21 protein-coding genes are annotated in these 26,453 nt (G+C 67.6%); 13 read left to right on the forward strand and 8 right to left on the reverse strand.

What is annotated here, in order from left to right:
* Positions 1–739: 739 nt before the first annotated feature.
* Positions 740–3,175, forward strand: a complete 2,436-nt coding sequence (locus TY25_RS41090; protein ID WP_146154058.1) for a serine/threonine-protein kinase — start codon at positions 740–742, stop codon at positions 3,173–3,175.
* 1,217 nt (positions 3,176–4,392) lie between these two features.
* Positions 4,393–6,636, forward strand: coding sequence for a C40 family peptidase (locus tag TY25_RS38150; RefSeq protein ID WP_042264703.1), 2,244 nt, complete (start codon positions 4,393–4,395; stop codon positions 6,634–6,636).
* A gap of 2,540 nt (positions 6,637–9,176) precedes the next feature.
* Here the strand turns inward: TY25_RS38150 and TY25_RS44545 are convergent.
* Positions 9,177–9,311, reverse strand: a complete 135-nt coding sequence (locus tag TY25_RS44545; protein WP_256656722.1) for a hypothetical protein — start codon at positions 9,309–9,311, stop codon at positions 9,177–9,179.
* Between the two features lie 9 nt (positions 9,312–9,320).
* On the opposite strand from TY25_RS44545, the gene TY25_RS43100 reads away from it, so the two are divergent.
* From TY25_RS43100 to TY25_RS38170, 4 genes are all read left to right on the forward strand, one after another.
* On the forward strand, positions 9,321–9,611 hold the full coding sequence (locus TY25_RS43100) for a hypothetical protein (protein ID WP_146154057.1): 291 nt from the start codon (positions 9,321–9,323) through the stop codon (positions 9,609–9,611).
* A gap of 113 nt (positions 9,612–9,724) precedes the next feature.
* On the forward strand, positions 9,725–10,027 hold the full coding sequence (gene ctaJ / locus TY25_RS38160; RefSeq protein ID WP_029895288.1) for an aa3-type cytochrome oxidase subunit CtaJ: 303 nt from the start codon (positions 9,725–9,727) through the stop codon (positions 10,025–10,027).
* Positions 10,014–10,478 carry a DUF5130 domain-containing protein gene (locus TY25_RS38165; protein ID WP_042264708.1) on the forward strand — a complete coding sequence of 155 codons (465 nt, stop codon included), beginning with the start codon at positions 10,014–10,016 and terminating at the stop codon, positions 10,476–10,478. The genes ctaJ and TY25_RS38165 overlap by 14 nt, the downstream gene beginning before the upstream one ends.
* A 209-nt stretch (positions 10,479–10,687) precedes the next feature.
* A complete protein-coding gene (locus TY25_RS38170; protein ID WP_042264942.1) occupies positions 10,688–11,485 on the forward strand; it encodes an NAD(P)H-binding protein in 798 nt (265 codons plus the stop codon).
* 41 nt (positions 11,486–11,526) lie between these two features.
* Here the strand turns inward: TY25_RS38170 and pepN are convergent, their stop codons facing one another.
* Positions 11,527–14,106 (reverse strand): aminopeptidase N, encoded by a 2,580-nt coding sequence (gene pepN, locus TY25_RS38175; RefSeq protein WP_042264710.1) that lies wholly within the window; start codon positions 14,104–14,106, stop codon positions 11,527–11,529.
* Positions 14,107–14,218: 112 nt separating this feature from the next.
* Here pepN and TY25_RS38180 point away from each other — a divergent pair, with 112 nt between their 5' ends.
* Positions 14,219–15,043: a phosphoribosylaminoimidazolesuccinocarboxamide synthase gene (locus tag TY25_RS38180; protein WP_042264712.1), complete on the forward strand. Its 825-nt coding sequence runs from the start codon at positions 14,219–14,221 to the stop codon at positions 15,041–15,043.
* A gap of 64 nt (positions 15,044–15,107) precedes the next feature.
* Here TY25_RS38180 and TY25_RS38185 read toward each other — a convergent pair whose 3' ends face one another.
* Genes TY25_RS38185 through TY25_RS38200 form a run of 4 tightly spaced genes read right to left on the reverse strand, consistent with a single transcriptional unit; the run spans position 15,108 to position 18,536 of the window.
* A complete protein-coding gene (locus tag TY25_RS38185) occupies positions 15,108–15,587 on the reverse strand; it encodes an NUDIX hydrolase (RefSeq protein ID WP_042264714.1) in 480 nt (159 codons plus the stop codon).
* Between the two features lie 58 nt (positions 15,588–15,645).
* Complete coding sequence (locus TY25_RS38190) at positions 15,646–16,890, reverse strand: RNA polymerase sigma factor (protein WP_042264717.1); 1,245 nt, start codon at positions 16,888–16,890, stop codon at positions 15,646–15,648.
* Complete coding sequence (locus TY25_RS38195) at positions 16,887–17,288, reverse strand: YciI family protein (protein WP_029895273.1); 402 nt, start codon at positions 17,286–17,288, stop codon at positions 16,887–16,889. The genes TY25_RS38190 and TY25_RS38195 overlap by 4 nt, the downstream gene beginning before the upstream one ends.
* 12 nt (positions 17,289–17,300) lie before the next feature.
* Complete coding sequence (locus tag TY25_RS38200) at positions 17,301–18,536, reverse strand: NAD(P)/FAD-dependent oxidoreductase (RefSeq protein ID WP_042264720.1); 1,236 nt, start codon at positions 18,534–18,536, stop codon at positions 17,301–17,303.
* Positions 18,537–18,714: 178 nt separating this feature from the next.
* On the opposite strand from TY25_RS38200, the gene TY25_RS38205 reads away from it, so the two are divergent.
* A complete protein-coding gene (locus TY25_RS38205; RefSeq protein WP_042264723.1) occupies positions 18,715–19,362 on the forward strand; it encodes a mycothiol-dependent nitroreductase Rv2466c family protein in 648 nt (215 codons plus the stop codon).
* 43 nt (positions 19,363–19,405) lie between these two features.
* On the opposite strand, the gene TY25_RS38210 is transcribed toward TY25_RS38205, so the two are convergent.
* Positions 19,406–20,449, reverse strand: coding sequence for a M48 family metallopeptidase (locus tag TY25_RS38210; protein WP_042264725.1), 1,044 nt, complete (start codon positions 20,447–20,449; stop codon positions 19,406–19,408).
* Between the two features lie 142 nt (positions 20,450–20,591).
* Between TY25_RS38210 and TY25_RS38215 the strand changes: the two genes are divergently transcribed.
* From TY25_RS38215 to TY25_RS38235, 5 genes are all read left to right on the forward strand, one after another.
* Positions 20,592–21,065, forward strand: a complete 474-nt coding sequence (locus tag TY25_RS38215; protein ID WP_014982560.1) for a ribose-5-phosphate isomerase — start codon at positions 20,592–20,594, stop codon at positions 21,063–21,065.
* A 12-nt stretch (positions 21,066–21,077) separates the two neighbouring features.
* Positions 21,078–21,890 (forward strand): Fpg/Nei family DNA glycosylase, encoded by an 813-nt coding sequence (locus tag TY25_RS38220; protein ID WP_042264726.1) that lies wholly within the window; start codon positions 21,078–21,080, stop codon positions 21,888–21,890.
* Between the two features lie 81 nt (positions 21,891–21,971).
* A complete protein-coding gene (locus tag TY25_RS38225) occupies positions 21,972–23,039 on the forward strand; it encodes a sensor histidine kinase (RefSeq protein ID WP_439650354.1) in 1,068 nt (355 codons plus the stop codon).
* Positions 23,036–23,722 (forward strand): response regulator, encoded by a 687-nt coding sequence (locus TY25_RS38230; RefSeq protein ID WP_042264728.1) that lies wholly within the window; start codon positions 23,036–23,038, stop codon positions 23,720–23,722. The genes TY25_RS38225 and TY25_RS38230 overlap by 4 nt, the downstream gene beginning before the upstream one ends.
* Before the next feature lie 125 nt (positions 23,723–23,847).
* Positions 23,848–25,026, forward strand: coding sequence for a serine hydrolase domain-containing protein (locus TY25_RS38235; RefSeq protein WP_042264730.1), 1,179 nt, complete (start codon positions 23,848–23,850; stop codon positions 25,024–25,026).
* Between the two features lie 113 nt (positions 25,027–25,139).
* Here the strand turns inward: TY25_RS38235 and TY25_RS38240 are convergent, their stop codons facing one another.
* Positions 25,140–26,090, reverse strand: coding sequence for a GGDEF domain-containing protein (locus TY25_RS38240; RefSeq protein ID WP_014982562.1), 951 nt, complete (start codon positions 26,088–26,090; stop codon positions 25,140–25,142).
* Between the last annotated feature and the right edge of the window lie 363 nt (positions 26,091–26,453).

A 26,453-nucleotide genomic window follows, 5' to 3' on the forward strand; every position in this document is an offset into this window, starting at 1 on the left:
GAAACCTTCTCAGCTGCCGCCGAATTCTTCGCACGTTCCGCCTGTCGGTGCATTCGCGTGGCCGGGCCGTGTCCAGGTACCGCCGGACCAGGTGCCGGCGAGCCCTGCGCCCTTGTCGACGCCTTCGGGTCGTGGGCAGGGTTCGACCGGTTCGGTGGCGATGTCGGCAGGCCCTCTGCAGGTGTCGCCGACTGTTGCACAGGTACCGGTGTGTCCCGATTCGGTCCCACCGAGTGCCGTGCAAATGCCGACAAGTCAGGTTGCGGCGCCGTCGGATTCTGCACAGCTGCCGCCGATCGATGCGCCCGGACCGCCGGGTTCGGTGTCGCCGCAGAGTCCGCAGCTGTCGCCGGGTTTCCGGCCAGTGGCGGCGGTTCCTGTGCAGGTTTCGGGTGGTGCTGTGCACAATTCGGCGGATCCCGTTCCGGCACCGGCGAGTTCTGTGCAGGTCGGGCCAGGTCGAGGGCGAGCGTTGGTCACTCCGGTGCCAACGGGTTCTGCGTCTGCGTCGATGAGTTCTGTGCAGGTGTCGGCGGAGCCTGGCCCTTCGGTGACGCGTCCGACGTGGACTGGCGCCGCGTCCACAGTGAAACAGCCTGCGCTCGATCACGCGCACGAATTGGTCGCCGACCGCAGTGCGGCATCGGGCGCGGGGGCGGAGCCTGGTGCAAAAGTTGGTTCGGTTCGCGAGGATTCGCGGTGTGCGCGCCGATCGTGGCAGGTCAGCTCGGTTCTGACGGTGCTCGGGTCGGCCGCGCTGATCATCGTGGTGCTGCACGCGCTCGCCGGCCCGGATCGGACGCTGGCCGGGCCGGTGACCGTGGCATATCTGGTGGCACTACTGTGCGCGCTGGTCATGGTGGGGCTGGGTGCCGTCGAGCGGAACCGCCGCACGGCATATCACCGGCTGGCGAATGCGCCTGCGGCAGTGGCGATGGTGGGTGTGGCGGTGGCGGCGATCGCGACGGTCGTCCCGCATGCCGGTGACTCCGTGGCGGCCGGAACGGTCGCCGGGACTGTGGGTCTGGTGTGGACCGGCTGGTGGCTCGCGTCGTTGAGCATGCGCGGAGTGCGTCTCCTGCTCACCGACGTGCCGATGGAATGCACGGTCTGCGTGGTGATGGGCACCGCCGCAGGAGGGTGGGTCGGTATCTCCGGTTACCCGGTGTCGGGGGCGGTACTGGCTGGCATCCTGACCACGGCCGCCCTGGTCCACCTGTTCGGCAACGCCGCCGCCGCGCTGGTGGAACCGCCGCACGGAGACGAGACCGGTGCGCCGACAACGCCACGCGAATCCGCAACGCGCGGCGCAGGTGCCGGGGAACCGTCGTTGACCGCGAGGGATTTGATCGACATCTCGACCCCGCCGCTGCCGAGATTGCCTCGGCGCAGGCCGCAGGCGCGCAACATGCACGAGCTGCTGGTCGGCATCACGTCGGCACCGAAACCCGGTTCGGTGCAGGCGGATTCCGTCGGGTTCGGCCCGGAGCCGGAGCGTCGCCCGGTGCCCGCCTACGAGATCATCGACCGGATCAACAACGAGCGGAGACAAGCTGCCAAAGGCGGCGGCGAGCAGCCTTTCGCGGCTCGCCCGCGGTCGCTCGGGCGGCGCACCGGGGCACGGTTCGGGCGCTATCGCCTGCGGTCGCTCGTGGGCAAGGGCGGGATGGGTGAGGTCTACGAGGCTTTCGACACTGTCCAGGGCAGGCGGGTCGCGGTCAAACTCCTGTCGGAGGCGGTGGCACTGGATCCGGCCTACCAGGCCAACTTTCGCAGGCAGACCGCGCTCGCCGCACAGCTCGCCGCGCCGTACATCGTCCCGATCCACGACTGGGGCGTGATCAACGGTGTGCTGTTCGCCGCGACGCGTTTGATCGACGGCACCGACCTGCACACCGTGCTGCGGCGCGGTCCGGTCACCGCGGAACAGGCCGTGTCCGTCATCGAGCAGATAGCCGCCGCATTGGACGCCGCGCACGCGGTCGGGCTGGTCCACGCCGATGTGAAACCGGCCAATATCCTGCTCACCCCTGGCGGTGCCGCCTACCTCAGCGATTTCGGAATCGCCCACCCGGCCGCCGATTCCGGGCCCGGAGCCAACGTCGAGGCCTGCGCCTATCGAGCACCGGAGCGTTTCACGGCCACCTCCGTCACCGCGGGTTCCGATATCTACGCGCTCACCGGAGTGCTCTTCGAAGCACTCACCGGTCTACCCCCATTTCCCGCCGCGACCACAGGCGAGGTGATCCACCGCCAACTGACCGACCCGCCGCCGCGCCCCAGCACACTGCGGCCGACGGTCCCACCCGCCATGGACGCCGTAATCCGTCGAGGCATGGCAAAGGTTGCCGCCGAACGCTTTCCGACCGCCACCGCACTGGCCCGCGCCGCCCGCGCGGCCCTCGGTGCAACTCCGAGACCGCAGACCACGCCGCCTGTTCTGCTGCCCCAGCCCGCACCGATGCCACAGTCTGTGCCACCCGCGGTGTCCGGAGCACCACTACCGTCTGCGCTGTCGGTGGGATCCGGAGCGTCGCCGGGATCTGCATCGTGGATGGGGTCGGGAGTTCCGCCGCGGTCTGCGCTGTCGGTCGGGCCCGGAGCGTCGCCGGGATCTGCATCGTGGATGGTGTCCGGAGCGTCGCCGCCGTCTGCACCGCAGGCGGGGCCCCAATCACCGATGCGACCTGGCACGCGGACGCGGTCAGCATTTCTGCCCGAGATCGCCCCTGCGACAAGGGTCACGCTGCCGCCGCAGCCTGGGGTGCCGACGCAACTTGCTTCGCGGGTGCGGTCTGTTCAGCAGGTGGGGCCCGGCTGGCCGGCGCCGTCCGGTTCGCCGGCGGGGCCTGCGCTTCCGCCGGAGATCGCCCCTGCGCTGAAGGTCATGCTGCCGCCGCAACCCCCGCCCTCGACGTGGTCGCCGTTTGCGACGCCTGCATTCTCGGCGCCCCCCGCACCGTGGACACATCGTGCATTGCCGACGCGAATTGCAGTGGCGCCGCGGCCCACACCGCTGCCGCGACCTGCCCCGCTACCTCAGCGCGCGTTGCCGCCGCAGCCTCCGCCGTGGCCACAGCCGACACCGCGGTCGAGTTCCGCCCGAGGGGCGAGGGTCATGTTGCTACCACAGCCTGCACCCTCGGCGGGGGCCTGGATTTGCGACGGTGCCTGAGTGTCCGCGTAGCCTGCGTTTTCTACGCGAAATGCGTTGGTACCGTGGCCCACACTGCGGCTCCAACCCGTGCGGCGGACGTGGCCCGCACCGTCTACGCAGCGTGCGTTGCCGACGCAGACTGCGTGGTGCCGCAGCCCACGCTGCGGACGTAGCCTGATTTGCCGCCGCGGCGTGCGTGGCTGACGGGAACGGCGTGGTGCGGCGGCCAGGATCGTGGACACAGTCCGCCTATGGGACGAAGGTTGTGCCGTAGACGGGACGCTCGTTCACGGCGGTCTGCTCGCAGAAGGGCCTGCTCTCCCGACGTCGCTCGCATTTTAGAAGGAAGGAGGGCGGGGACCCAGGGCGCAGTGCGTTGCTGATTTCGGTGCTGTGATCGATCTGCATTCTGCGTGAGATCTGTTGTACGGGAGTCGATTACAGCGACAAACTGCTTTGATACGGGCTGTCTGCCGAGGTGTGCTCGGCGGCCGTTCCGTCGCGGATGGGTTGCCTTCCCGCTGGGTGTTGCAGCCTTAGCGTCCAGCCTTCTGGGGCGCGTATCTGCCGTGAGTGTCGATCGCTCTGCTGTTGCTGATAAGGGTGCCGTGCTCGGTATGGGGGTCCAGCCTGGGGGTGTTGATCGATCGGTTCAGAAGAGGTTGCACTGTGTGCAGTGTCGGGGAGGGTGTGCAATGCACGGATACTTGCGTTGGCGTGCAACATATCTGTCCATTTGGACACCGTTGGTCGATTTCGGGCCGAGTTCGGTGGTCCGTTCATCGGAGGTAAACCGCTGGTCGACGGCATTTGGCTGGGTGAGCGCCGCGTTCGTTGAGCGCGTAGTTACACATTTGTGATTTTTGCTCGCGAAGGGTGGCCGAGGAACGTTCCGGAGTGGGAGACTGGTGGCAGCCCCTGGTGCAGTGGGGGGGCCGCGCCAACCGTAACTGGCTGGTAGCGCACTGCGTCGCAGAAGTCCCTGAATTGGGCTGCACCCACAATGCTTTGGGGGTTCGCGGGGCACGCGAAGCTCGTCGGGCGGGAACCCATCTGGTGATGGATCCCGACCCAGGAGTTACTGATCGAGGTGATCGGCTCGCGGCCCGCGAACTCCCCCGTTCCACAGGTTGAGGAGTTGACGTGACCGGTCTTGTCCGGAGAGCTGGGCGTTTCGCGGGGCTCGATCATGCGCTACGTCCGGATTCAGGTGTCACTGACCGCTTTTCGGCGCGTTGAGCGCCGAGTTGGCGCGGCTCGGCGCCGAATTGGGCTGCACCCTCGACCTCGACGCGGCCGCCTACCCGGAACTGCGCGTCGAGTTCCTGGCAATGACCGCGGCGGCGCAGCGCGACTCGGGACGGTCCAGGGCGGACATCGTGAAACGTTGCGCGGGCCGGCCCGGCAAACAGACGGTGTACAACTACGCCGGTGCCCCGGACTACCTGAGTTTCCCCAAACCTGAACTCCTGCAACGGTATCTGGTGCACTGCGGCCTCGCGCCCGAGCTGGTGCGGTTCGCGGTCGAGCGCTGCGCGGAGATCAGACGCAGGTATCCGGAGGCAGGCAAGCCCGGACCGCGCAAGCAGCAACCGGCCCCGCCGGAAAGCCTGGGCCACCACGCACCTGGGCGATCCGCGAGCGCCACCACGCAGATCAGTGGGATACCGGAATACGGTAGGCCGGAGGGCACCGGTCTCGGCACGCCCGACCGTCCGGGTCTATGGCACGGATTGGCGCGATCATGCACGCCGCGAACAGGTTTCGCTGCGGTCGGCCAGCAGTTCATCACGCTGCTGTCGCCTGCGGTGTACGAGCCGTTCCCGGCGGAGGAGTGGCAGCCGGGCCGCAGAGCGACCGATGTCTCGCTGACTGACCGCTCCGGCCGCTGGGTGGGCAGTGCCGTGCGGGATTCGGGCGTGCGGATCTCACCGGGACGCATGGCCTTGCGGATGGTGCATGCGGAACTCGAAAGTGGTGTGCGGCACGACGATCACACCGCTGCAGCGAGCCTGGTGCGCCGGGCATACGACGCAGCCGGCATCGCCCTGCACACGCGGGCCGGAGAGCAGGCCGAAGCCGGAGTGCCGGTGCCGTTGAACCAGGCCGAACCAGGCGACATTCTCATCCGACACGACGGCGGCCTCGCCCTGTATGCAGGCAGCGGCACGGCACTCTTGCTCGGCACCGGCAACCCGAATCCTCAACCGGTACAACCGGATCAAATCCGCACGACGCGCCGCATCACCTGGGCGTCGGTGCCCCTGCAGCACAGGCCGGACCTCCCGAGCGGGGCTCGTCCGGACTCCAACCGCCAGCTCCCGGACCGGCCCCTGCGGCCGGTGAGCATCGCTTCCGACCCTGCCGACGTTGCGTCGTGCGCTGCTGACGGTGCGCTGTGCCGCGCCGACGTTGCGTCGTGCGCTGCTGAGGGTGCGCTGTGCGCCGCCGACGTCGTGCCGAGTTATGCCGACGTTGCGCCGCCCCATCCTGTCGATCCGGAGGGCTGGAAGTCGGCGGACGAGCGTGAAGGGCGGTGGTCTACGGAACGGCTGGAGGGTTCGCGGTCGAACGAAGAGCCGCACAGTTCGGGGTCGGCGGAAGAGCCAGCGGGTTCGGGGTTGGTGGGAGAGCCGGAGGGGGCACGTTCGACGGAACAGGTTGTCGCAGCTTACGAGCGGGCGATGGGGGCGGCGAGTCGGCTGGTCGAGGTTGCGGGGCGGGCGGCGGTGCCGGGGTTGGCGGCGCTGCGGGCGGTTGATCGGCTGGTGTTTCCGTATGAGGGGTCGCAAGGGTGGCTGGTGCGTGCGGCGTTCGAGGCGATCGACCTGCCGTTGCCCGCCGAGATCAGGTTCGAGTTGCCGGTGATGGCGGTCGCGCTGCGGCGGCTGGCGGTGCGACCGGGCGACATCGTGTTCACCGAGTCGGGCTTGCTCGGGATCTACGGCGAGTGTGGGGAGTTGGTGCATCTGGGGCCTGCGGGTACCCGTGCGGTCACCGATTTGCATCCGGCAGTGTACGCCGCCGCGTGGCGGGTGTCCGCGGTCCCGGCTCGAACGGGTTACGGGCTGGTGAGCGCGGTGACGATGGTCGAGCACGACGACGCGGGCCGTCTCATGCGGATCGACCGGCTCGGCGAACGTCGCAGCGGTAGACACAACCGGAGTCCGGAAACGGCCGAGGTCGTCGCGATGGTGATCGAGGTGGTGGAACAGGTCACGCGGCGCGGGGTAGTGCTGCCGCTCAGCTCCCGAGAGTTGTTCGCTGCAGCCAACTTTCGGGGTGGTGTCGAGTTCTCGCCAATGACCGCGGCATGGGATCCGCGGTGTGAGCCGGTGTATCCCCTGGATGCGTGTTTGCCCACCGCGCCCGACCAGGCACCAGCGAATCCTGCGACCGCGGCACAATTGTTCCTGGCCAGGTCCGGCTCGGCACAGTTGGCCCGGTGGGTCAGGCGGCCGAGGCCGGGAGTTGCATGAGCGGAATCCCCTGTGTGCCCTTGTTCATGTGGCATGTGGAGACTCCAGCGGCAGCTTCGCAGGGCTCGGACCGCGTCGGCAGCGGCGAGTCCGCGATCGCGGCGCAGCTGGTGCTGGCCAGATCGGGGACGACATCGCGAGCGCGTTGGGTCAGGCGGCTCAGGCCAGGAGCCGTGTGGGAGGAATCCTTTGAGCCCCAGTTCGTGTGCGTGTGGAGACTCCGGTGGCAGCTTCGCGAGGCTTGGACTGCGGCGGCAGCGGCGAGTCCCCCTGTGGTGCAGTGGGTGCCAGGTCGGGCACGGTGTCGCTTGCGTGGTGACGTCAAGCGGCGGAAGACCGGAGTCGCGTGAGCGAAACTCGTTGTTTCCCAGTTCGTGTGGCGTGTGGAGCGGTTGGGTGGTGGCCTTTTGGGCAGGTCGGCCTCGCTCGGGCCGCGGTGACTTGGTTGGTACCTCGTTGTCGCTTGGGCCGCGGTGACTGCGGGCAGCTCGGCGTCGCTCGGACCGCGCCGACTCGGTGCGACTCATGCGATGCTCGAAGCCATTCTTCGAACTTGCCGACCGTTTTGGGCGTAGCGGCTACCTGTGATGGTGTTGCACGTCAATGGTCGGGTGCGTCGACTGGTGCGCTGAGTCAGGTTGGGCGGTGGAGGTTTTGGGGAGTGGCGATTCTCGTGCCGGTGCGGCCGTCCAGGTTGCGCGCCGGACTGATGTGCCGAGTTTGGTTGGGCTCAGCCCGTTTTAAGTGCGGGGGCTACCCGTGAGGGCGTAGCCGTCCCAGGTTGGCGCGTTGTGCGGGGGCGTCGAGTTCGTTTGGGCGGTATGGGTTTTAGGTGTGGTGGGCTACCAGTGATGTGTAGCCCTTCCCGGGTTTGCACCCGGATCATGCTGGGCGCTTCGTGTGCCGTACCCGGCTGTAGGTGCAGGTCAGGTGCGTGGTGTCTCGTTCCGGGGTGGTCGACTGGCTGTGGTTGCGGCTCGAGCGGCGTGGGATAGGGGGAGGTTGGGTTGTCTGGACCAAGCGACAGATAGGTGGGAGGTCCACAGAGTTTCGATACGGTTCACAGGGGTTGTAGCTGCTGTGAAGCGTATGGAAGCTCTGTGAAGCCTCGGGTCGTGCTGTTGCGCGCAGAGGATCTCGCCGAGAACGCGGGGCAACTAGTGGGGTATGTACCAAGCGACAGCTTGGTGCGGGTCGACACTCGGAAACCCCACAGCTGCACCAGTTTTGGGATCTGAACCCTTCATATCGCCCAGAACTGGTGCGGATTCCGGGAACTGGGGCGGATTCCGAGAACTGGTGGGGGATCCCGGGAACTGGTGGGGGATCCCGGGAACTGGTGGGGGATCCCGAGAGCTAGTGGAGATTCCAGGAACTGGTGCGAGTCCGGGACCTGGTAGCGATCCAACGAACTGGTGTGCGTCCGAGAACTGGTGCGGATCCCAAAAGCCCCCGCAGACCGCCCCACCCGCCCCCGAGAGGGACGCTCGAGAACGGCACCACAGCCAGGCGACCACGCGGGGACGAGACACCGCGCGTCTGACCTGCGCCTACAGCGGGGAAGGCCACCTGACGCGCCCAGCACTATCCATGTAACTCCCGCGGCAGGAACAACAAACTGAGCTGGCAAACTTCGGCAGCCAGCCCACCACCCCAACGCAACGTTCTCTCCGGTAGCCCACCTCCCCAGCGCAACGTTCTCTCCGGCAGTCAACTGCCCAAACGCAACACCCCGCCCGGGAAACCCATCGCACCCACCCGAAATACTTCCACCCGATCATAATCGTGCCCGATTATTCCCCGCCGACCATTCTCCCACTCAAGTTTCAATGGAACCGGACGATCCGGCATAAATAAGACCGAGCCCGGAATGCTGAGGGTGGACCTCCGCTTGCGGACGGAAGCCCACCGGTTTCACCCCGATTCTCGGTCACATTCCCTGTTTGAGTCCGGGGGGAGTCGGCGCGCGAGGAGATCGCCGCGCTCAACTCGCCGTCCAGTGAACCACGGACCAGGGGTCGGAACAACCCTGACATGTGTGCGGCAGTGCTGTCCTGGATGTGTCCATCCCGGTCCCAGCTTCCAAAAGCACTGGTAAACGCCAATTTTGGACCAGTCCAAATGGTCTTGAAGTCGACCGCGCTGCCTTGCTTAGGTTGTCAGCACGAGTTAATTGGAATCGTTGGGGAATTCCAATTGAAGCCCGCACCTCGTTGGAATAGTCGGACTCGATGTCACGTCCAATTCGGATCCGGTCAACGCTGGAACACTTCTCTCCGGGTTCGGAACGGTCCAGTAGGAACGGTTCAAAACAAACGTTGAAACCCGGCCGTTTTTAGTTATGCTCGTGATCGCCTTCCGGTCCGGCGAGGCGGGCGAACTCCGACAAACTTGCGGATCGGGTTCGCCGGTAATTCGAACGTGCACTTGGTTGTGTGCTGGTCACATTCCCTGAAGATTCACGAGTCCGTTGTTCGGCGGGCTGACGCGGTCCTGGAACACGGATGCCACACGAGGAGAACAACACAGAGATGCTGAATTCACACCGACATCCCGCGGACGACGCCGAGCGCCTCGGCGCCGTCCCAGATCAGGTGCACCCCACGGTAGTGCCGCTGCCACCGGCCGAGCCGCAACCGGGGGCTCACGCCGAGGACCAGCACAGCTGCGGTCACGAGCCGCCGTTGGCGCCACTCCCCGCGCCGATGGTCGTCGAGCGGCCCGCGACCTTCCGTGCGCTGACACGACGAGCCAAGGTCGACCTCCGGTTGGTCGCGGGCAGCGCGTTCACGGCCGCGACGTTCACCCAGTTGGCCGGACACGGCTGGCCGGACGACGGACTGGAAACGACGATGGCAGGTAGCGCGGCGCTGTTCGCGGCGCGCACCGCGTGGCCGATCCTCCGCGCGGTATGGCGGTACTGCGGACCCGAGGAGATCTCTCTCCGCATCCGCTTCCGTGGTCCGCGCAGCTGAGCGCGCGGCCGGGGGCGGGCAAACCGCCCGCCCTCGGCGCGTCGTCGCTCGACACGACGGGGTCGGGACGACCAGAAGGCGAACTACTACACAGCATCGTCTACCGTTGGACTGTGAGCATTCTCGAGACAGTGCTGATCTTCGGCGGCATCCCGCTGGTGATTTATGGCGCCATCGCCGGATTGTCGTATCTCGGTAAGCCACTCGCTGGTGAGAAGCCGGCCCACTACGACCTCGGTCAGCAGTGGACCTCGGCGCCGGTGCTGTGGAGTGCGACCGACGAGGTGACCTCGGCGGTTCATCACGAAAGGGCAGAGGAGGCGCACGGCGGGCATGCGGAGCCGCATGGTCACCACGCGGCCATCGACGCCCCCAAGGCGGAGCTGATCGGAGGCCGGGCAAGTGGCAAGTTCTAAGTGGCCCGCGGTGGTCGAGGCCGACCTGCCGCACGGGTACGTCGTCACCAGCAGCGGACGCGTGTCCGGCGTGCACGAGGCCGGTGACGTGTTCAAGGAAGCCCCGTTCAGCGATGACGAGCGGCTGGCCATCGACAACGTGCTCACCGAGGCGACCCGCGCGACCAAGGTGCGGTTCAACATCTACATCGGCGATCTCGGCACCGACCCGGCAGCCGGCGCGGATGCGATCTTCCCCTCGACCCCCGAGGCGCCCGCTTCGGTGCTCATCGCGGTCTCGCCCAACGACAAGGCGATCGAGGTGCGCTCCGGCCGCGCGGTCGCCGACCGCGCGAACGACCGCGTCTGCCAGCTCGGCGTCACCGCCGCGCTCAGCTCGTTCCGGCAGGGCCAGCTGATCGACGGGCTGGTTTCGGCGGTGCGCGTGATGGCCGCCGCCATCGGCCGCTGACAATCCGAAACCGCCACCGCGCCTGAGCCTTACCGCCGGCGCGGCACGGCGAAAGCACGAGCGTGTTCTTCCGGCGCGCACACCTCAGCAGGGTGTGCGCGCCGGTTTCGTTTGCCCACTCCACGGTGCGCAGACGCGGTCCGATTTTTTTCGGCAAGCACAAGAACTTGGGCTTGTTGGTCGTGGCCTCGCTCGCGCACCTTGGGAATATGCAGATTCTTGTCACGGGAGCCACCGGAAACATCGGCCGCAAGGTCGTCGACCACCTCGTCGCGGCCGGGGCGCACAACGTGCGAGCGCTCACCAACAACCCGGCGCGTGCGGCGCTGCCCCCGGGTGTCGAAGTCGCCGAGGGCTATCTCGGACGGGTGTCCACTCTGCCCGCCGCCTTCGAGGGGGTGGACCGGATGTACCTCGCACCGTTGCTGGACACCATCGATGAGGTGGTGGCACTGGCGAAGGAGGCGGGCGTCGGGCAGATCGTGGATCTCTCCGGCGAAGCGCATTGGACGCCGATCGCCACGGCCGTAGAGAATTCGGGTCTGGACTGGACGCACCTGTTCACCGGCGACTTCATCGAGAACTCCACCATCTGGACAGATCAGATCCGCGCGTCCGACGAGATCCTCGATCCGTTCCCCGAGGTCGCGAGCACGCCGATCACGATGGACGATATCGCGCGCGTCGCCGCGGCGGTCCTGCTCTCCGACGGTCACGCGGGCCGGACCTATGAGCTGACCGGGCCGGAGGCGCTCACCCGCGCCGAGCGCATCCAGCAGATCGGCACGGCACTCGGACGGACCCTCACGGTACGAAAGGTGTCCCGTGCGGAGGCGATCGCGATCTTCGCCCGCAGCATGGGGGACGGGGCCGAGTGGTACGTGGACGCGACCGGCTCGATGCTGGGCTGGCAGCCCGAACCGACCACTGCCGTCGCGGATCTCACCGGCAGCCCCGCCACCACCTTCGCGAGCTGGGCCGCCGCCAACACCGCCGCGTTCAGCTGAATGATGAAGGCCCCCGCCCCGGCGGGCGGGGGCCACGACTGCTACTGCGCGTCGAAGGCGCGGGCACGCAAGGCGCGTTCGACGCCCGCCTTGCCCTCGGTGACCAGGCGGCGCAGTGCGGGCGGGTGATCACCGGCGAGGAACTTGTCCGCGGCCGCGACCGCGTCGGCGCTGACGTCCCAGGATGGGTACAGCCCGACCACCACGGTCTGCGCGACCTCGCTGGAGCGACGCTCCCACACCTGCGCGACCTCGGCGAAGTAGCGCTCGACGTACGGCGCGAGCAACTCGGCCTGACCCACCGGAGCGAAGCCCGCGACGATCGCGCGCGTGGTGATGTTGGAGACCGAATCGTCCTCGAACACCGTGCGCCACGCCTGCGCCTTGACCTCCGCGATCGGCCGGGCGGTCGCCGCCGTCGCCGCCTGACGCTTGCCCGCTGCGGTCGGATCGTTGGCCAGTTCCTGGTCGATGAACGGGGTGGCCAGGCCGTCGGCGTCGATCTCGCCCGCGATGGCGAGCGCGATGACGATGCGCCAGCGCAGGTCCGTGTCGATCACGAGGCCGGGCAGCCCGACCTTGGCCGGATCGCCGTCGATCAGTTCACGCAGCACCTCGGTGTGCCAAGCCGACAGCTTGGCGCCGGTGAGCGCGTTGACGAAGGCCAGCTGGTGATCCGAGCCCGCCGCGGCTTCGCGCGCCAGCTCCAGCAGCCGGTCCGCGTACTCGGTCCAGCCGGTGCTCGCCGCCCATTCCGGGTCGGCGTAGCTGCTGAGCGCGAGGTTGGCTTGCATCAGAAGTCGTTGCACCACACCGATTTCGGTTTCGGCGCCGACGCCGCGCTGCACCAGCGCGAGGTAGTCGCGCGCCCGCAGTTCGGCCTGCCTGGTCATCTCCCAGGCGGCCGACCAGGCCAGGGTGCGGGGGAGCGGTTCGGCGATATCGGCGATCCGGTTGATGAGCACGTCCAGCGAACCCGCGTCGAGGCGCACCGAGCAGTAGGTCAGATCGTCGTCGTTGACCAGGACCAGCTGTCCGCTCGGCACGCCGACCAGCTCGGGGACGTCGGTGCGCTCGGCGGCGTCCAGATCGAGCTCGACGCGCTTGGTGCGCACCAGCTTTCCGTCCTGATCGTCGTACACGCCGACGGCGAGCCGGTGCACCCTGCGTTCACCCGCGCCCGGCGTGGCACCGTCCTGGACCACCGCGAACGAGGTGAACTTGCCCTCGGCGTCGACCTCGAAGTCGGGACGCAGGGTGTTCAGACCGGTGGTCTTGAGCCACTGCGCGCCCCAGGTGGAAAGGTCACGGCCGGAAGACTTTTCGAGCGCGGTGAGCAGGTCGTCGAAGGTGGCGTTGCCGTAGGCGTGCTCGGCGAAGTAGGCGCGCAGACCGGACAGGAAGGGCTCCAGTCCGACGTAGGCGACGAGCTGCTTGAGCACCGAAGCGCCCTTGGCATAGGTGATTCCGTCGAAGTTCACCTCGACCGCGGCGAGGTCGGGGATGTCCGCGGCGATCGGGTGGGTGGAGGGCAGCTGGTCCTGCCGGTACGCCCAGGACTTCTCCACATTCGCGAAAGTGGTCCAGGCGCTGGTGTATTCGGTCGCCTCGGCCTGGCACAGCACCGACGCGAAAGTCGCGAACGACTCGTTCAGCCACAGGTCGTCCCACCACTTCATGGTGACCAGGTCGCCGAACCACATGTGCGCCATCTCGTGCAGCACGGTCTCGGCCCGGCGCTCGTAGGACGCGCGGGTCACCTTGGACCGGAAGACGTAGTCCTCCAGGAAGGTCACCGCGCCCGCGTTCTCCATCGCGCCCGCGTTGAACTCCGGCACGAACAGCTGGTCGTACTTGCCGAACGCGTACGGTACGCCGAAGTTGTTGTGGTAGAAGCCGAATCCCTGCTTCGTCTCGGTGAACAGCCGCTCGGCGTCCATGTGCTCGGCGAGCGAGGCGCGGCAGTAGATGCCGAGCGGGATGCTGCCGTGGTCGTCGGTGTAGACGTCGGTCCACTGGGCGTAGGGGCCCGCGATCAACGCGACGAGGTAGGTGCTCATCCGCGGGGTGGTGCGGAAGATGTGCTTACCCGGTTCTGCCGCAAGGGTTTCCACGACGGCGCCGTTGGAGATGACCTTCCAGTCCGGCGCTGCGGTGACGTGCACGTCGAACGTCGCCTTGAGGTCGGGCTGGTCGAAGCACGCGAACATCCGCTTGGCGTCGGCGGTTTCGAACTGCGAGTACAGGTAGACGGCGTCGTCGGTCGGGTCGACGAAGCGGTGCAGGCCCTCGCCGGTGTGCGAGTACTCGCAGTCGGCCTCCACCACCAGTTCGTTGGTCGCGGCGAGATCGGGCAGCGTGATACCGGTGGACTCGTCGTAGCCGGAGACATCGAGCGCGGTGCCGTTGAGCACCGCCGAGCGCACACCGCGGGCGACCAGGTCGATGAAGGTGCTCGCGCCCGGCGTCGCGGTGAAGGTGACCGTGCTGCGGGAGAAGAAGGTTTGTTCGCCCGGTTTGCCGGCACCGTCGGTCAGGTCCAGGTCGATGCGATAGTTCTCGACCGACACGGTCGAGGCGCGTTCGATGGCCTGGTCACGAGTCAGGTTCGGTGCGGACATAAGGCTCCTTCGGGTTCGAAGAACTACTCGGGCGCTCCCCACGATGCCACCTGGGTAAGGTTGCCCGCGCGGGACTTTTTTCCAGAACCCTATCCAGGAATGGAGCTGCGGAGTGAAGCATGTGCACGCCGGCAAGGTGCGCGACCTCTACGAGGACGGCGACACCCTGCTGCTCGTCGCGTCCGACCGGGTCTCGGTCTACGACGTGGTGCTGCCGACCCCGATCCCGGACAAGGGCGCGATGCTGACCCAGCTGTCCAACTGGTGGTTCGACTACTTCACCGACGTGCCCAACCACGTGATCTCCGCCACCGATGTGCCCGCCGAGTTCGCCGGGCGCGGGATCCGGGTCAAGCCGTTGAAGATGGTGCAGGTCGAGTGCATCGCCCGCGGCTACCTGGTCGGTTCCGGGCTGAAGGAGTACGAGCAGACCGGTGCCGTGTCCGGTGTCGTGCTGCCGCCGGGGCTGCGCGAGGGCGACAAGCTGCCCGAGCCGATCTTCACCCCGACCACCAAGGCGTCCGAGGGGCACGACGAGCCGATCACCTTCGACGACGTGGTGCACCAGGAGGGCCGCGAGGTCGCCGAGCGGCTCCGCGAGCTGACCCTGCACGTCTACACGCGCGGCGCCGCGCACGCCGCCGAGCGCGGTGTGATCGTCGCCGACACCAAGGTCGAGTTCGGCTGGGACGACAGCACACTCACCCTGGGCGACGAGGTGCTCACCTCCGACTCGTCCCGCTTCTGGCCCGCGGCCGAGTGGGAACCCGGCCGTCCGCAACGTTCCTTCGACAAGCAGTTCGTTCGGGACTGGTCCACTTCGACCGGGTGGAACAAGGAATACCCGGGTCCGGAGATTCCCGCCGACATCGTCGAGGCCACCCGCCAGAAGTACCGCGAGGCTTACGAACTCATCACCGGCAACCCCTGGACCTAGGCCCTGTCGCGAAGTCCCATCCGGCGCCTCCACGGTTCGGCTCGGCCCGACTTCGAGACAGGCCCTAGGCGAGATGCTCGCGCAGACGTTCCAGGTACGGCCGCTGGCCGGTGCCGAGCTTGTGCTGCGCGGTGGCGAGGTCGAACCAGTCGGCGCGGTCGATTTCCGGGAAGGTGGCCTGCTTGCCGGAGCGGGGCGGCCATTCCATCTCGAAGGTGCCCGGCGCCATGTCGGTGAGGTCGAGGTCGGACTCGACGGCCCACACGGTGAGGGTCTTCTTGCCCCGGCCGCTGCCGTAGCGCACGTCACCGAGCGGGATCCAGTCGCCCGGTGGCACGAAAAGCCCGAGCTCCTCGTGGAATTCGCGGCTCGCGGCGGCCCTGGCGTCCTCCAGCTCCGGTTCGTACTCGCCCTTCGGGATGGACCACGCGCCGTCGTCCTTCCGCGCGAAGAACGGGCCACCCATGTGCCCGAGCAACACCTCGATCGTCTCGCCGTTCGTCCGCCGGAACAGCAGCACACCGGCACTGGTCTTATCCGTCACCCTCGCAGTCTGCCCCCACCCGCCGGTCGAACCACACTCGGCGGCGGCGCATGTCGGCTCACGCGTGCCGCAGCCGGGCGGCGCGCAGCGTCAGATAGCGGTGCTCCGGGACACTGTGCGTGCGTTCCGCGGCCGCGGTGTACGCGGTGATCGCGGCGGCGGGGTCGCCGGCCATCTCGTACAGATGGCCGCGGACCGCGTCGAGCCGATGGTTGTCGGCGAGCTGGTCGTCGAGGGTGGCGACGAGTTCCAAACCGGACGCCGGCCCGTGCACCATCGCCAGCGCGACCGCTCGATTCAGGGTCACCACCGGATTGTCCGAGAGCTTGTCCAGCAGTTCGTAGAGGGTGAGGATCTTGGGCCAGTCCGTGTCCTCGGTGGACCGTGCCTGCGCGTGCAACGCCGCGATGGCCGCTTGGATCTGGTACGGCCCGTCGAGTCCCGCGGCGAGCGTGCCCGTCGTCAGCGTGACACCCGCGACGATCTGCGCGCGATCCCACAGCGCCCGGTTCTGCTCGGCGAGCGGGATCAACTCGCCGTGCGTGCCGGTGCGGGCCGCGCGCCGGGCGTCGGTCAGCAGCATCAGCGCGAGCAGGCCGGTGACCTCGGTATCCGCCGGTAGCAGCCGGTGCACGGCGCGGGCGAGCCGAATCGCCTCGCCGGACAGGTCCGTTCGGTGCAAGTCCGGGCCCGAGGTGCTGGTATTGCCCTCGTTGAAGATCAGATACAGCACGTGCAGCACCGCGCCGAGCCGCTCGTGCCACTCCGCGGTATCCGACCCGGCGAACGGCCGGTCCAACGTCGCCAGCTTCTTCTTGGCACGCGTGATCCGTTGCGCCATCGTCGTTTCCGGCAAGAGGAAGGCCTGCGCGATCTCGGCCGTGCTCAACCCGCCCACCGCGCGCAGCGTCAGCGCCACGGCACTGGCCGTGGACAGCGCCGGATGGCAGCAGAGGAAGAACATGGCCAGCGTGTCGTCCTGCTCGACCGGCATGGCGTCGGGCACCGCCCGCTCGAATGCCGTTGTCTCCCTGCGTCGCCGGGCCACCTCGGCGCGCACCGCGTCGGCCATCCGACGCTGTGCTACCTGGATCAGCCAGCCGCGTGGGTTGTCCGGCAGCCCCTCGACCGGCCATTGGGTCGCGGCGGCGAGCATGGCCTCCTGCAGCGCGTCCTCCGCGGTGTCGAAATCGCCGAAACGGCGGACCAGCGCACCGAGGACCTGTGGCGCCAACTCGCGCAACAGGTCCTCGGCCCTCGCCGGGAGCGGTGTGTCGTCGGGCACCGCTCGCCGGTTGGTCACTGCGGGGTGGCCGGGGCGTGCATGACCGGTCGCACCTCGATGTATTCGCCGATCGGTTTACCACCCGGACCCGGGGCCGCCGAGGCTTGCGCGGCGATCTCGTAGGCCCGCTCCGGGCTTTCCACATCCACGATCCAATACCCGGCCAAGAACTCTTTCGTCTCCGGGAACGGTCCGTCGGTCACCATCGGCGCGGACCGGCCGTCGGAGCTGACGATGCGGGCTTCGGACGGACCGGCGAGCCCCTGCGCGTCTACCAGCTCACCCGACTTGGCCAGTTGCTCGCCGAGGGCGCGCTGAAAGTCTATGTGCGCCTGGATTTCTTCCGGGGACCACTCGTTGATCGGTGTGTCGCAGTAGGCGGGGGTGTTGTAGGTCTTCAGCAACATGTATTTCATCGGGTGTCCGTATCACAGGGGTTTCGAGGTGTCGGCGAGCGCGTCGGGGTCGACCGGGGCGCCATCCAGGATGAGTTCCTTGATCCGATCCGTCACGTCCCACACATTCACGTTCATGCCCGCGAGCACTCGATCGTCCCCGTCCAGCCAGAACGCGACGAACTCGCGGCCCGCGACATCGCCGCGGGTCACCACCCGCGCGTAGTCGCCGGGCGCGGCGTAACCGGTGTACTCCATGCCCAGGTCGTACTGGTCGGTGAAGAAGTAGGGCAGCCGGTCGTAGCTCGCCTGCTTGCCGAGCATGGTCGCGGCCGCGACGGCGGGCTGGTTGAGCGCATTCGCCCAGTGCTCCACCCGAATCCGGCGGTTCAGCACGGGATGCTGCTGCGCGGCGATATCACCCACCGCGACGATGTCCGCGTCGCTGGTGACCAGATGTTCGTCGACCAGCACGCCCCCGTCCACCGCGAGCCCGGCGGCTTCCGCCAGCTCGACGTTCGGCTTGGCACCGACGGCGACCAGCACCGCTTCGGCCTCGATGGTGCTGCCGTCGTCGAGTTGCACGCCGGTGGCCAGATCGGTCGCGATGCCTTCCCGCGTGGTGATCTCGCTGATCTTCGCGCCGAGCCGGAGGTCGACTCCGTGCGACCGGTGTAGCTCGGCGAACACCGCACCCATCTCGGGACCGAGCGCGCCGAGCAGTGGCTGTTCGGCGGTCTCGACGATGGTCACCTCGACACCGGCGGCGCGGGCGGCGGCCGCCACCTCGAGGCCGATCCAGCCCGCCCCGATGATCACGATCCGTTGCGCGGCGCTGGCGAAGAGTTCGATCAACGTGTCGGAGTCGTTGATCGTGCGCAGCGTGTAGACGTTGGGCGCGTCGGCGCCGGGGATGGACAGGGTGCGCGGCGTCGATCCGGTGGCGAGGGCCAGCTTGTCGTAGGCGACGGTGGAACCGTCCGGCAGTTCGACGGTCTTCGCGGCCGGGTCCAGGCCGGTGACCGTGGTGCCGAGCCGCAGATCGACATTGTGGTCGCGATACCACTGGGCCGGATCGACGGTGAATTCGGCGAGCGCCTTCTTGCCGAGCAGATGTTCCTTGGACAACGGTGGTCGCTCGTAGGGCAGGTGCTCCTCCGCGCCGATCATGGTCACCGACCCTGGAAAGTCGTTGGCGCGCAATGCTTCTGCCAGCTTCGCCGCGGCGAGCCCGCCGCCGACGATGACAAACCGCTGCCCCGAGCTCATGGCGGACTCCTTGTCGAGAGGGAACTGGACTCCTGGCGATCAACCCTAACCGGGCCGGCGACGGCATCGGCGGAAAACGCCGCGGCGGGCGGGAACGAATCGGCGCCCGCCGTGGTTGCTGGAGGTAGCGGTTGGGGGGACACCGCCCCGATAAGCCTGCGATTCGAGAGGACCCGCCGTGAGTGACAAAGGCTCCGCGAAGGATGTTGCCGATTTCTGGTTCGATCCACTGTGCCCCTGGTGCTGGATCACCTCCCGCTGGATTCTCGAGGTCGAGCAGGTCCGCGACATCGAGGCCCGGTTCCACGTGATGAGCCTGTCGGTGCTGAACGAGAACAAAGAGGGCCTGCCCGAGCAGTACAAAGAACTGCTCGCCACTGGCTGGGGACCGGTGCGTGTCGCCATCGCCGCGGCCCAGGAGCACGGCGACAAGGTGCTGTTGCCGCTCTACACCGCGATGGGCACCCGGATCCACAACCGGCGCGCCGAATACGAGCGGGACTCGCGCAAGGAGTCGTTGGCCGCGGTGATCGCCGACGCGCTGGCCGAGGTGGGTCTGCCCGCCGAACTGGCGCAGGCCGCCGAGAGCACCGACTACGACGACGCGCTGCGCGCCAGCCATCACGCGGGCATGGACAAGGTCGGCCCGGATGTCGGCACGCCGACGATCCACATCAACGGCACCGCGTTCTTCGGCCCGGTGCTGTCCCGGATCCCGCGTGGCGAACAGGCGGGCAAGCTGTGGGACGCCTCGGTGACGCTGGCCGACTACCCGCACTTCTTCGAGCTCAAGCGCACGCGCAACGAGGAGCCCGAGTTCGACTGAGTAGTTCGGCGAGTGCCGCGGAGCGTTCCGCGGCACTCGTCCGCTACTGCACCGGTTTCGGTGGGAACGCCGGAGTCTGGCCGTACGAACTCGGATAGACCGGTGGCGCGGCCGCGGCCGGCGGGCTGGGGCGCAACCAGAGCTTGCCGTGCCTGCTGCGGTCGCGCAGCGCCCACATCCGCCAGGTCAGCACCGGGTGCGAGGACATGGCGTTGACCACCCAGACGAAGAAGCCCTTTTCTTGCGCCGCCCGGTCGGCCATCTCATCGAAGCCGACCAGCGTGTTCAGGTATTTGCCGGCGGCCAGCGTGGCCATCGCGGTGGGCGCGCCGGTGTGCCGATGGCAATAGCCGTGGTTGTCGGCGGTGTACTCCTGCGCGCGGATCAGCGAGTTGCCCAGGAACGGCAGGAACGGGACGAGGAACATGCCGAGCTGGCGCCAGTAGGAGGTGTGGCCCGCCGCGATGTGCCCGACCTCGTGCCCGATGATGAACGCGAGCGCGTCGGGTTCGCGTGCCGCGCCGCCGATCTCGAACAGGTCGCTGTACACCGCGACGTAGCGGCGGAAGCCGTGCCCGCTGGCGAACGCGTTGATCTGCCCGTTGCCGAGCACCACGTAGGCGTCGGGCACCTTGGCCATGCCGAAGCGGGCGGCGGCTTCGGCCACCATCCGGTACCCCTCGGGGAACTGGGTCGGCGACATGCGCACCCCGTTGACCCGCTGGGTCGAGTAGGTGATGCCGCGACCCACCCACAACAGCACCGGCGCGAAGACCAGCAGCAGCACGTACTGGTCGATGCTGCCGGTCACCAGCAGCAGCACCGCGATCGCGTAGGCGATCACCGTCAGCGTGACGATCACGACGAGCATCGGGATCTCCCAGCTGTGCCGGGCGGGCATGCCGTAGGGCGAAAGCCCGCGCGGTTGCTGCTGGGGCGGCGGTACCGGCGCGCCCGGGTACGGGCCGTAGGGAGCGGGGTTCGGCGGGGAGCCGTAGGGCGTGTTCGGGACCTGCGCCCACCCGGCCGAGGCATACGGGTCGGCCTGCTGGCCCGTCTGTGGGGGCTGGGGTTCGTGCGGCTGCATGAAATGAACTCTATTCAGTTGCTGGGAACAGGCGGTGCCGCGACGGCGCGCAGACCTCGGTCTGCCGGTCGCTCGCGGCGTATCTCTCGATTCGCGGCAGCCGCTCCCGGTGTTAATCGAGCCGCCTGACAGAATGCCTGCCATGCGCGTATACCTCGGTGCCGACCATGCCGGTTTCGAACTCAAGAATCTTGTCAAGGATCATCTGGAAAAGGCGGGCCACGAGGTGGTCGACTGCGGCGCACTCGAGTACGACGCGCTGGACGACTACCCGGCCTTCTGCATCGAAGCGGCCCGCCGCACCGTCGCCGACCCCGGCAGCCTGGGACTGGTGTTCGGCGGCAGCGGCAACGGCGAGCAGATCGCCGCGAACAAGGTGCCCGGCGCCCGCTGCGCGCTGACCTGGAGCGTGGAGACCGCCAAGCTGGCCCGTCAGCACAACAACGCTCAGCTGGCCGGTATCGGCGGCCGCATGCACTCCACCGAGGAGGCGCTCGCCATCGTGGACGCGTTCGTCACGACCCCGTGGTCGGAAGAGGAGCGCCACCAGCGTCGCATCGACATCCTGGCCGAGTACGAGAAGTCCGGCGACGCACCGGCGGTCCCCGCGTACTGACGCAGACCGGCTGTGCCTGAAGGACATACGCTGCACCGTCTCGCGAAGCTGCACCAGCGGCGGCTCGCGGGCGGTGTGGTGCGCGTGTCTAGCCCGCAGGGCAAGTTCGCCGCCGGCGCCGCGCAGGTGGACGGGCATCTGCTCACCAAGGCCGAGGCGTGGGGCAAACACCTGCTGCACCACTACGATTCGGGCCTGGTCGTGCACGTGCATCTCGGCCTCTACGGCAAGTTCTACGATTTCGAGCTGCCCATGGGGGAGCCCGTCGGGCAGGTACGCATGCGCATGCTCGGCGCGCCCGACGGGCAGCCCGGCTTCGGCACCGACCTGCGCGGTCCCACCGCCTGCGAAGTGCTGCTGCCGCCGGAGGTTTCGGCGTTGACCGACCGGCTCGGTCCCGACCCGCTGCGGCGTGGTGCCGACCCCGAGCGCGCCTGGGCCCGCATGCACCGTTCGCAGCGGCCGATCGGCGCGCTGCTGATGGATCAGAAGGTGGTCGCCGGCGTCGGCAACGTCTACCGGGCGGAAGTCCTGTTCCGTCATAATGTTTCGCCGTATCGCCCCGGCCGGTCGTTGACCCGCGCCGAGTGGGACGTTGTTTGGCTCGACTTGGTCGAGTTGATGAAGGTCGGCGTTCGCCGCGGCCTGATGCACGTGGTGCGCCCCGAACACGACCATGGCGCACCGTCGTACGCTGCCGACCGTCCCCGTACCTACGTCTACCGGCGCGCCGGTGAACCCTGTCGCCTGTGCGGCAGCCCCATCTCGCATGCGGTGATGGAGGGCCGGAATCTGTTCTGGTGCCCGGCCTGTCAGGCTCGCTGAGGTTCCGCCGATGGTGGCTTACACGTCGGCATGGCTATCGTGAGGCAAGTGCTGGCAAATCATCGGCCACTGTTGATCGACATGCTGCTCGCGGTAACACTGACAGCCTTGACCGTGGTCGGCATGCCGACCACGGATCGTATGAGTTGGCCGGCGGTGATGTTGGCGACATTGTCGACAGCGCCGATCGTGGTGCGCAGCTTTGCGCCGGTGACATGCATGTTGATCATCAGCGGTGCGGTGGTCGCCTATCTCCTGTTGGGCCATGGCGGGGACTTCCCGCTCTACGGGATCGGCCTGCTGGTCGGGATGTTCAGCGTGGCGCAGCATCGGCCCACCAGGGTTGCAGCGGCCATCTGGGGTCTGGCGATAGCCGCCGCGCTGTTCGCCTACCTGCCTACGGCGGCCGGATTGAGCTGGCCGGATGTGCTGAACGCGGTGTTGCAGACCGTGGGTGCGTGGGCACTGGGCGACGCGTTCCGGCGGTGGGCCGAGGGGGCCGACCTTCGCGCCGCGCAGGCCGCCGCTGAGGAGCGGGCGCGGATCGCGCGGGAGCTGCACGATATTGTCGCCCATCACATATCGGTCATCTCCCTGCAAGCCGGCGTTGCCGAGTACGTACTGGATTCCGATCCGCGGGCCGCACGTACGGCGCTCACCGCGATCGCAGATTCCGGTGGCCAGGCGCTGGCCGAGATGCGACGGATGCTTGCGGTGCTGCGGACCGACCCCGGAGATACTGCGGACCACCACCCGCAACCGGGACTGGCGCAGCTGAGTGAACTGGCCGACCGCACTCGTGCGGCTGGTCTGCCCATCGAACTCATCCGCACCGGGCGCGCTCGGTCCCTGCCGCCGGGAATAGACTTGTGCGCCTACCGCATCGCGCAGGAAGCGCTCACGAACGTCCTCAAACACGCCGGGCCCGCGGTGGCCCGGATCTACCTCGACTACGGCGAGCACACGCTGACGGTGCGGGTGATCGACAACGGTCGTGCGGGCCGAGCATCGACGAGCTCCATTGTGCCCCGAGGTATCTCGGGCATGCGTGATCGCGCCGAGCTTTACGGCGGAGTCCTGACCGCCGGCCCGCGCACGAGTGGCGGGTTCGCTGTCGAAGTGCGACTGCCGACGAACGGGGTCCGATGACCATCCGCGTACTCATCGCTGACGACCAAACGTTCATCCGCACCGGTCTGGTCACCCTGTTCAGTGCCGCACCCGGATTCGAGATCGTGGGTGCCGCCGCCGATGGTCGCCAGGCCGTCGAGCTCGCGAACCGCACCTCCCCGGATGTGATCCTGATGGACATCCGGATGCCCGTACTCGACGGGATCGCGGCCACCCGAGAGCTTTTGGCTGCTCCGCATGACGATCGACCGCAGGTAATCGTCCTCACCACGTTCGACCTCGATGAATACGTCTACGCAGCGCTCGCGTCCGGTGCGTCCGGATTCCTGCTCAAAGACACCCCGACACAGCGGATCATCACCGCCGTGCAGGCCATTGTCGCCGGTGACGTACTCCTCTCGCCCGCCATCACGCGCAGACTGATCGAAACCTATGCACACCGGCACCGGACCAGGGCCGTCGCCGGCCCTCGACTGAACGCTCTCACTCCTCGCGAGACCGAGGTGTCGCGGCTGATCGGCAATGGCCTGACCAATGCCCAGATTGCGCAGCACCTGGGACTCAGCGAAGCAACCGTCAAAACCCACGTCAAGCGCATCATGGGCAAACTCGGTCTGTCCAGCCGTGCGCAAGTCGTCGTCGCCGTCTACGAGAGCGGCTTGATCACGCCCTCTCCGCCGACCGATCACCGGCACTCGTAACCCTAGAAGTACCACCCTGGGGGTACAGCGAATTCCGGGCGTCACCGGATAGGCATGGATGGACCCCGCCTCTACCGTCAGATCGAGCAGGAAATCGGTCATCTGGTGGAAAGAGGTTCAACAGAGTGGGTTGGGGCATATTTCGGGGGCGTGGCCGGTACATCGTCTTCACCGCGGCGATGCTGGTCGCGGCGGGTTGCGATGAAAACACAGCGGCCGACAGCACAGCGAATCGGAGTGCTGACGCATCGATGTCTAGTCGAGTTGCCGACGCACTGACCGATCTGGTCCGCTCCGGGATGCCCGGCGCGCAGGCAGTTATCAGTGGACCGGACGGACAGCACACCTTCACCGCCGGTGCGGGTGACCTTGCCACCGGCGCACCATATGCGGACGCGGCTCACATTCGAATCGGCAGCGTCACAAAGACTTTCGCTGCCACGGCGGTGATGCAACTCGTCGGCGAGGGCTCCGTCGATCTCGAGGCTCCGATCGAGCGGTATCTGCCGGGCGTGGTGCATGGCAACGGCAATGACGGCGACCGGATCACGGTGCACCAATTGCTCCAGCATACCAGTGGCCTTGCGGACTTTGCCCCCGAAGGCGGCTCCGAGAAGCTGCCTCAGCAACTCGATCAGACGACCGACGGCAGGGCCTATCGCGATTTCACACCGGCCGACCTGGTGCGTATCGCGACGAGTATGCCGCCGCAGTTCGAGCCCGGAGCGCAGTTCCGGTACACCAACACCAACTATGCGCTCTTGGCGATGCTGATCGAACACGTCACGGGCCGTCCGTTCGCCGCCGAGATCAGCAGCCGCATCTTCGAACCTCTCGCCATGCGCGACAGCTACATTCCGTCGCGCGGTGACACCGGCTTACGCGATCCGCACCCGCGGGGCTATCGCAAGATCGACGACAAGTGGGTCGATGCCACCGACGCCGAGGTGGCATGGACGGGGGCGGCCGGCGCGATCATCTCTACTGGCGCCGACGTGAACCGGTTCTTCACCGCTCTGGTCACCGGCAAACTGCTACCGGCAGCGCAACTCGCGCAGATGGAAGATGCGATGCCGATGCCGTCCTTCACCGAGATGACCTACGGACTCGGCTTGGTCCGTTTCGAGGTGCCCTGCGGGAACGAAGTGAAACAGGCGTGGGGGCACTCGGGCGGGATTCCTGGCTTCAGCACGATGGCGATAGCCACGAGCGCGGGAACCGCGGCAACCATCAGCGTCAACACCGAGCAGACCAACGAACGGTATGCGACCGCATTCGCAGCCGTCTTCTGCGCGATCGCGTGACTCGAGGTATCCGCCTGCCGCCGCTGCGGCATCCCGGTCGCCATGCCGTCATGGAGGCCCGAAACCTGTTCTGGTGCCCCACCTGCCAGCCTGACTGAGTAGACACGGCCGTCCTATCCGGCGACGGCCGTGTCGATCTCCGGTTCGTCGGCGAGGGCGAAGCGACGTCCGCCTGCCGTCTTGGCCGAGTACATCGCGCGGTCGGCGCGACGCAGCAGATCACTGAAATCGCAGGAACTTCCGGGCGGGCAGTACGCGGTGCCGACGCTCGCCGAGACCGGGACCGGGCCGGCCGTCGACCAGACCGGGTCGCGCAGCGCGGCCACGATCCGATGGGCGAGGTCGCCGAGGGTGTTGTGCGGCGGATTCACGGCGAGCACGAATTCGTCGCCGCCGTACCGGCAGATCACGGTGTCGGGCGGGCACACCTCGCGTAGCCGGTTGGCCAGTTCGACGAGTACCTCGTCGCCGATCGCGTGCCCGTAGCCGTCGTTGATCTGCTTGAAACGGTCGAGGTCGATCAGCAGCAGGCCGACGCCGCGGTTCGGGTCGGTGGACATCAACCGGACCCGATCCTGGAGCAGGGTTCGGTTGGCGAGGTCGGTGAGCGCGTCGTGGGTCGCCTCGTGCCGGAGCCGATGCTGTAGCGCCGCGATCTCCTGGACCCGCAGCGACACCTTCGCGGAAAGATTCTGTTCCTGCTGTGCCAGCGCGCGTTCCTGCAGCGCTTGGGCGTAGCTGTCGATGGCCTGGCTCGCGACGAACGGCCAGCGGGTGGCGACCAGCGAACCCGGCGCGCCGGAGGGGAAGCCGAGCAGCCAGCGGGTGGCCTGCGCGAGCATCCGGATGCGGTCGAACGGCGCCTCGGCGAGCCGGGCGCCGAGCATCCGCGCCTCGGGCACGGGGAACGGCTCGGACCGGGCCAGGGTGAGCAGCCGGTCGACGATTTCGATCAGTACCGGTTCCAGCTGCTGCGGCGCCGCGCCGGAACCCGGCTCGGCGCACACCGCACGGGCCCAGGCGCGGGCCATCGCGGCGACGGGGGGCTCGATATCGATCGACATCGAACTCACCCGACGCAGGTAACGTCGGTGCCTTGCGGCACGGCGCCGGCACAGGTGCCGGTTTCACCCCGATCCTTCGCACTGCTACGCGGTTGGGTCCACCTCGCTCGGTGCACGCTCACCGCCCCCTTTCCAGATACCCCCGTCCGGCAAAAAGGATCCTAGCAAGCCACCCGGCATCGAAAAACGCTGTTTTACAACGTGTTCTCGATCCCTCGCGAATGGCGATCGGGTATGTGATCGCAGCAGTCGCGCCAGTGTTACACCAGGATTTCGTTCGCTGTGAAGTCGCGCCAGGACGCGCTGGCGACACGCTGGAGCGCCACGCCGAACGGGTCCCCGCGACCCCTCGCGATGCCTCGA

The sequence above is a fragment of the Nocardia brasiliensis NBRC 14402 genome (assembly GCF_000308475.2).
In the GTDB taxonomy this organism is placed as follows: Bacteria; Actinomycetota; Actinomycetes; order Mycobacteriales; family Mycobacteriaceae; genus Nocardia; species Nocardia brasiliensis.

Bases quoted from the DNA above. Each gene is read 5' to 3' on its own strand.
- TY25_RS38195 (WP_029895273.1), bottom strand. From the start codon at position 17,288: ATGAAATACATGTTGCTGAAGACCTACAACACCCCCGCCTACTGCGAC.
- TY25_RS38230 (WP_042264728.1), top strand. From the start codon at position 23,036: ATGACCATCCGCGTACTCATCGCTGACGACCAAACGTTCATCCGCACC.
- TY25_RS38210 (WP_042264725.1), bottom strand. From the start codon at position 20,449: ATGCAGCCGCACGAACCCCAGCCCCCACAGACGGGCCAGCAGGCCGAC.
- TY25_RS38215 (WP_014982560.1), top strand. From the start codon at position 20,592: ATGCGCGTATACCTCGGTGCCGACCATGCCGGTTTCGAACTCAAGAAT.
- TY25_RS38170 (WP_042264942.1), top strand. From the start codon at position 10,688: ATGCAGATTCTTGTCACGGGAGCCACCGGAAACATCGGCCGCAAGGTC.
- TY25_RS38200 (WP_042264720.1), bottom strand. From the start codon at position 18,536: ATGAGCTCGGGGCAGCGGTTTGTCATCGTCGGCGGCGGGCTCGCCGCG.
- TY25_RS38225 (WP_439650354.1), top strand. From the start codon at position 21,972: ATGCTGCTCGCGGTAACACTGACAGCCTTGACCGTGGTCGGCATGCCG.
- pepN (WP_042264710.1), bottom strand. From the start codon at position 14,106: ATGTCCGCACCGAACCTGACTCGTGACCAGGCCATCGAACGCGCCTCG.
- TY25_RS38240 (WP_014982562.1), bottom strand. From the start codon at position 26,090: ATGTCGATCGATATCGAGCCCCCCGTCGCCGCGATGGCCCGCGCCTGG.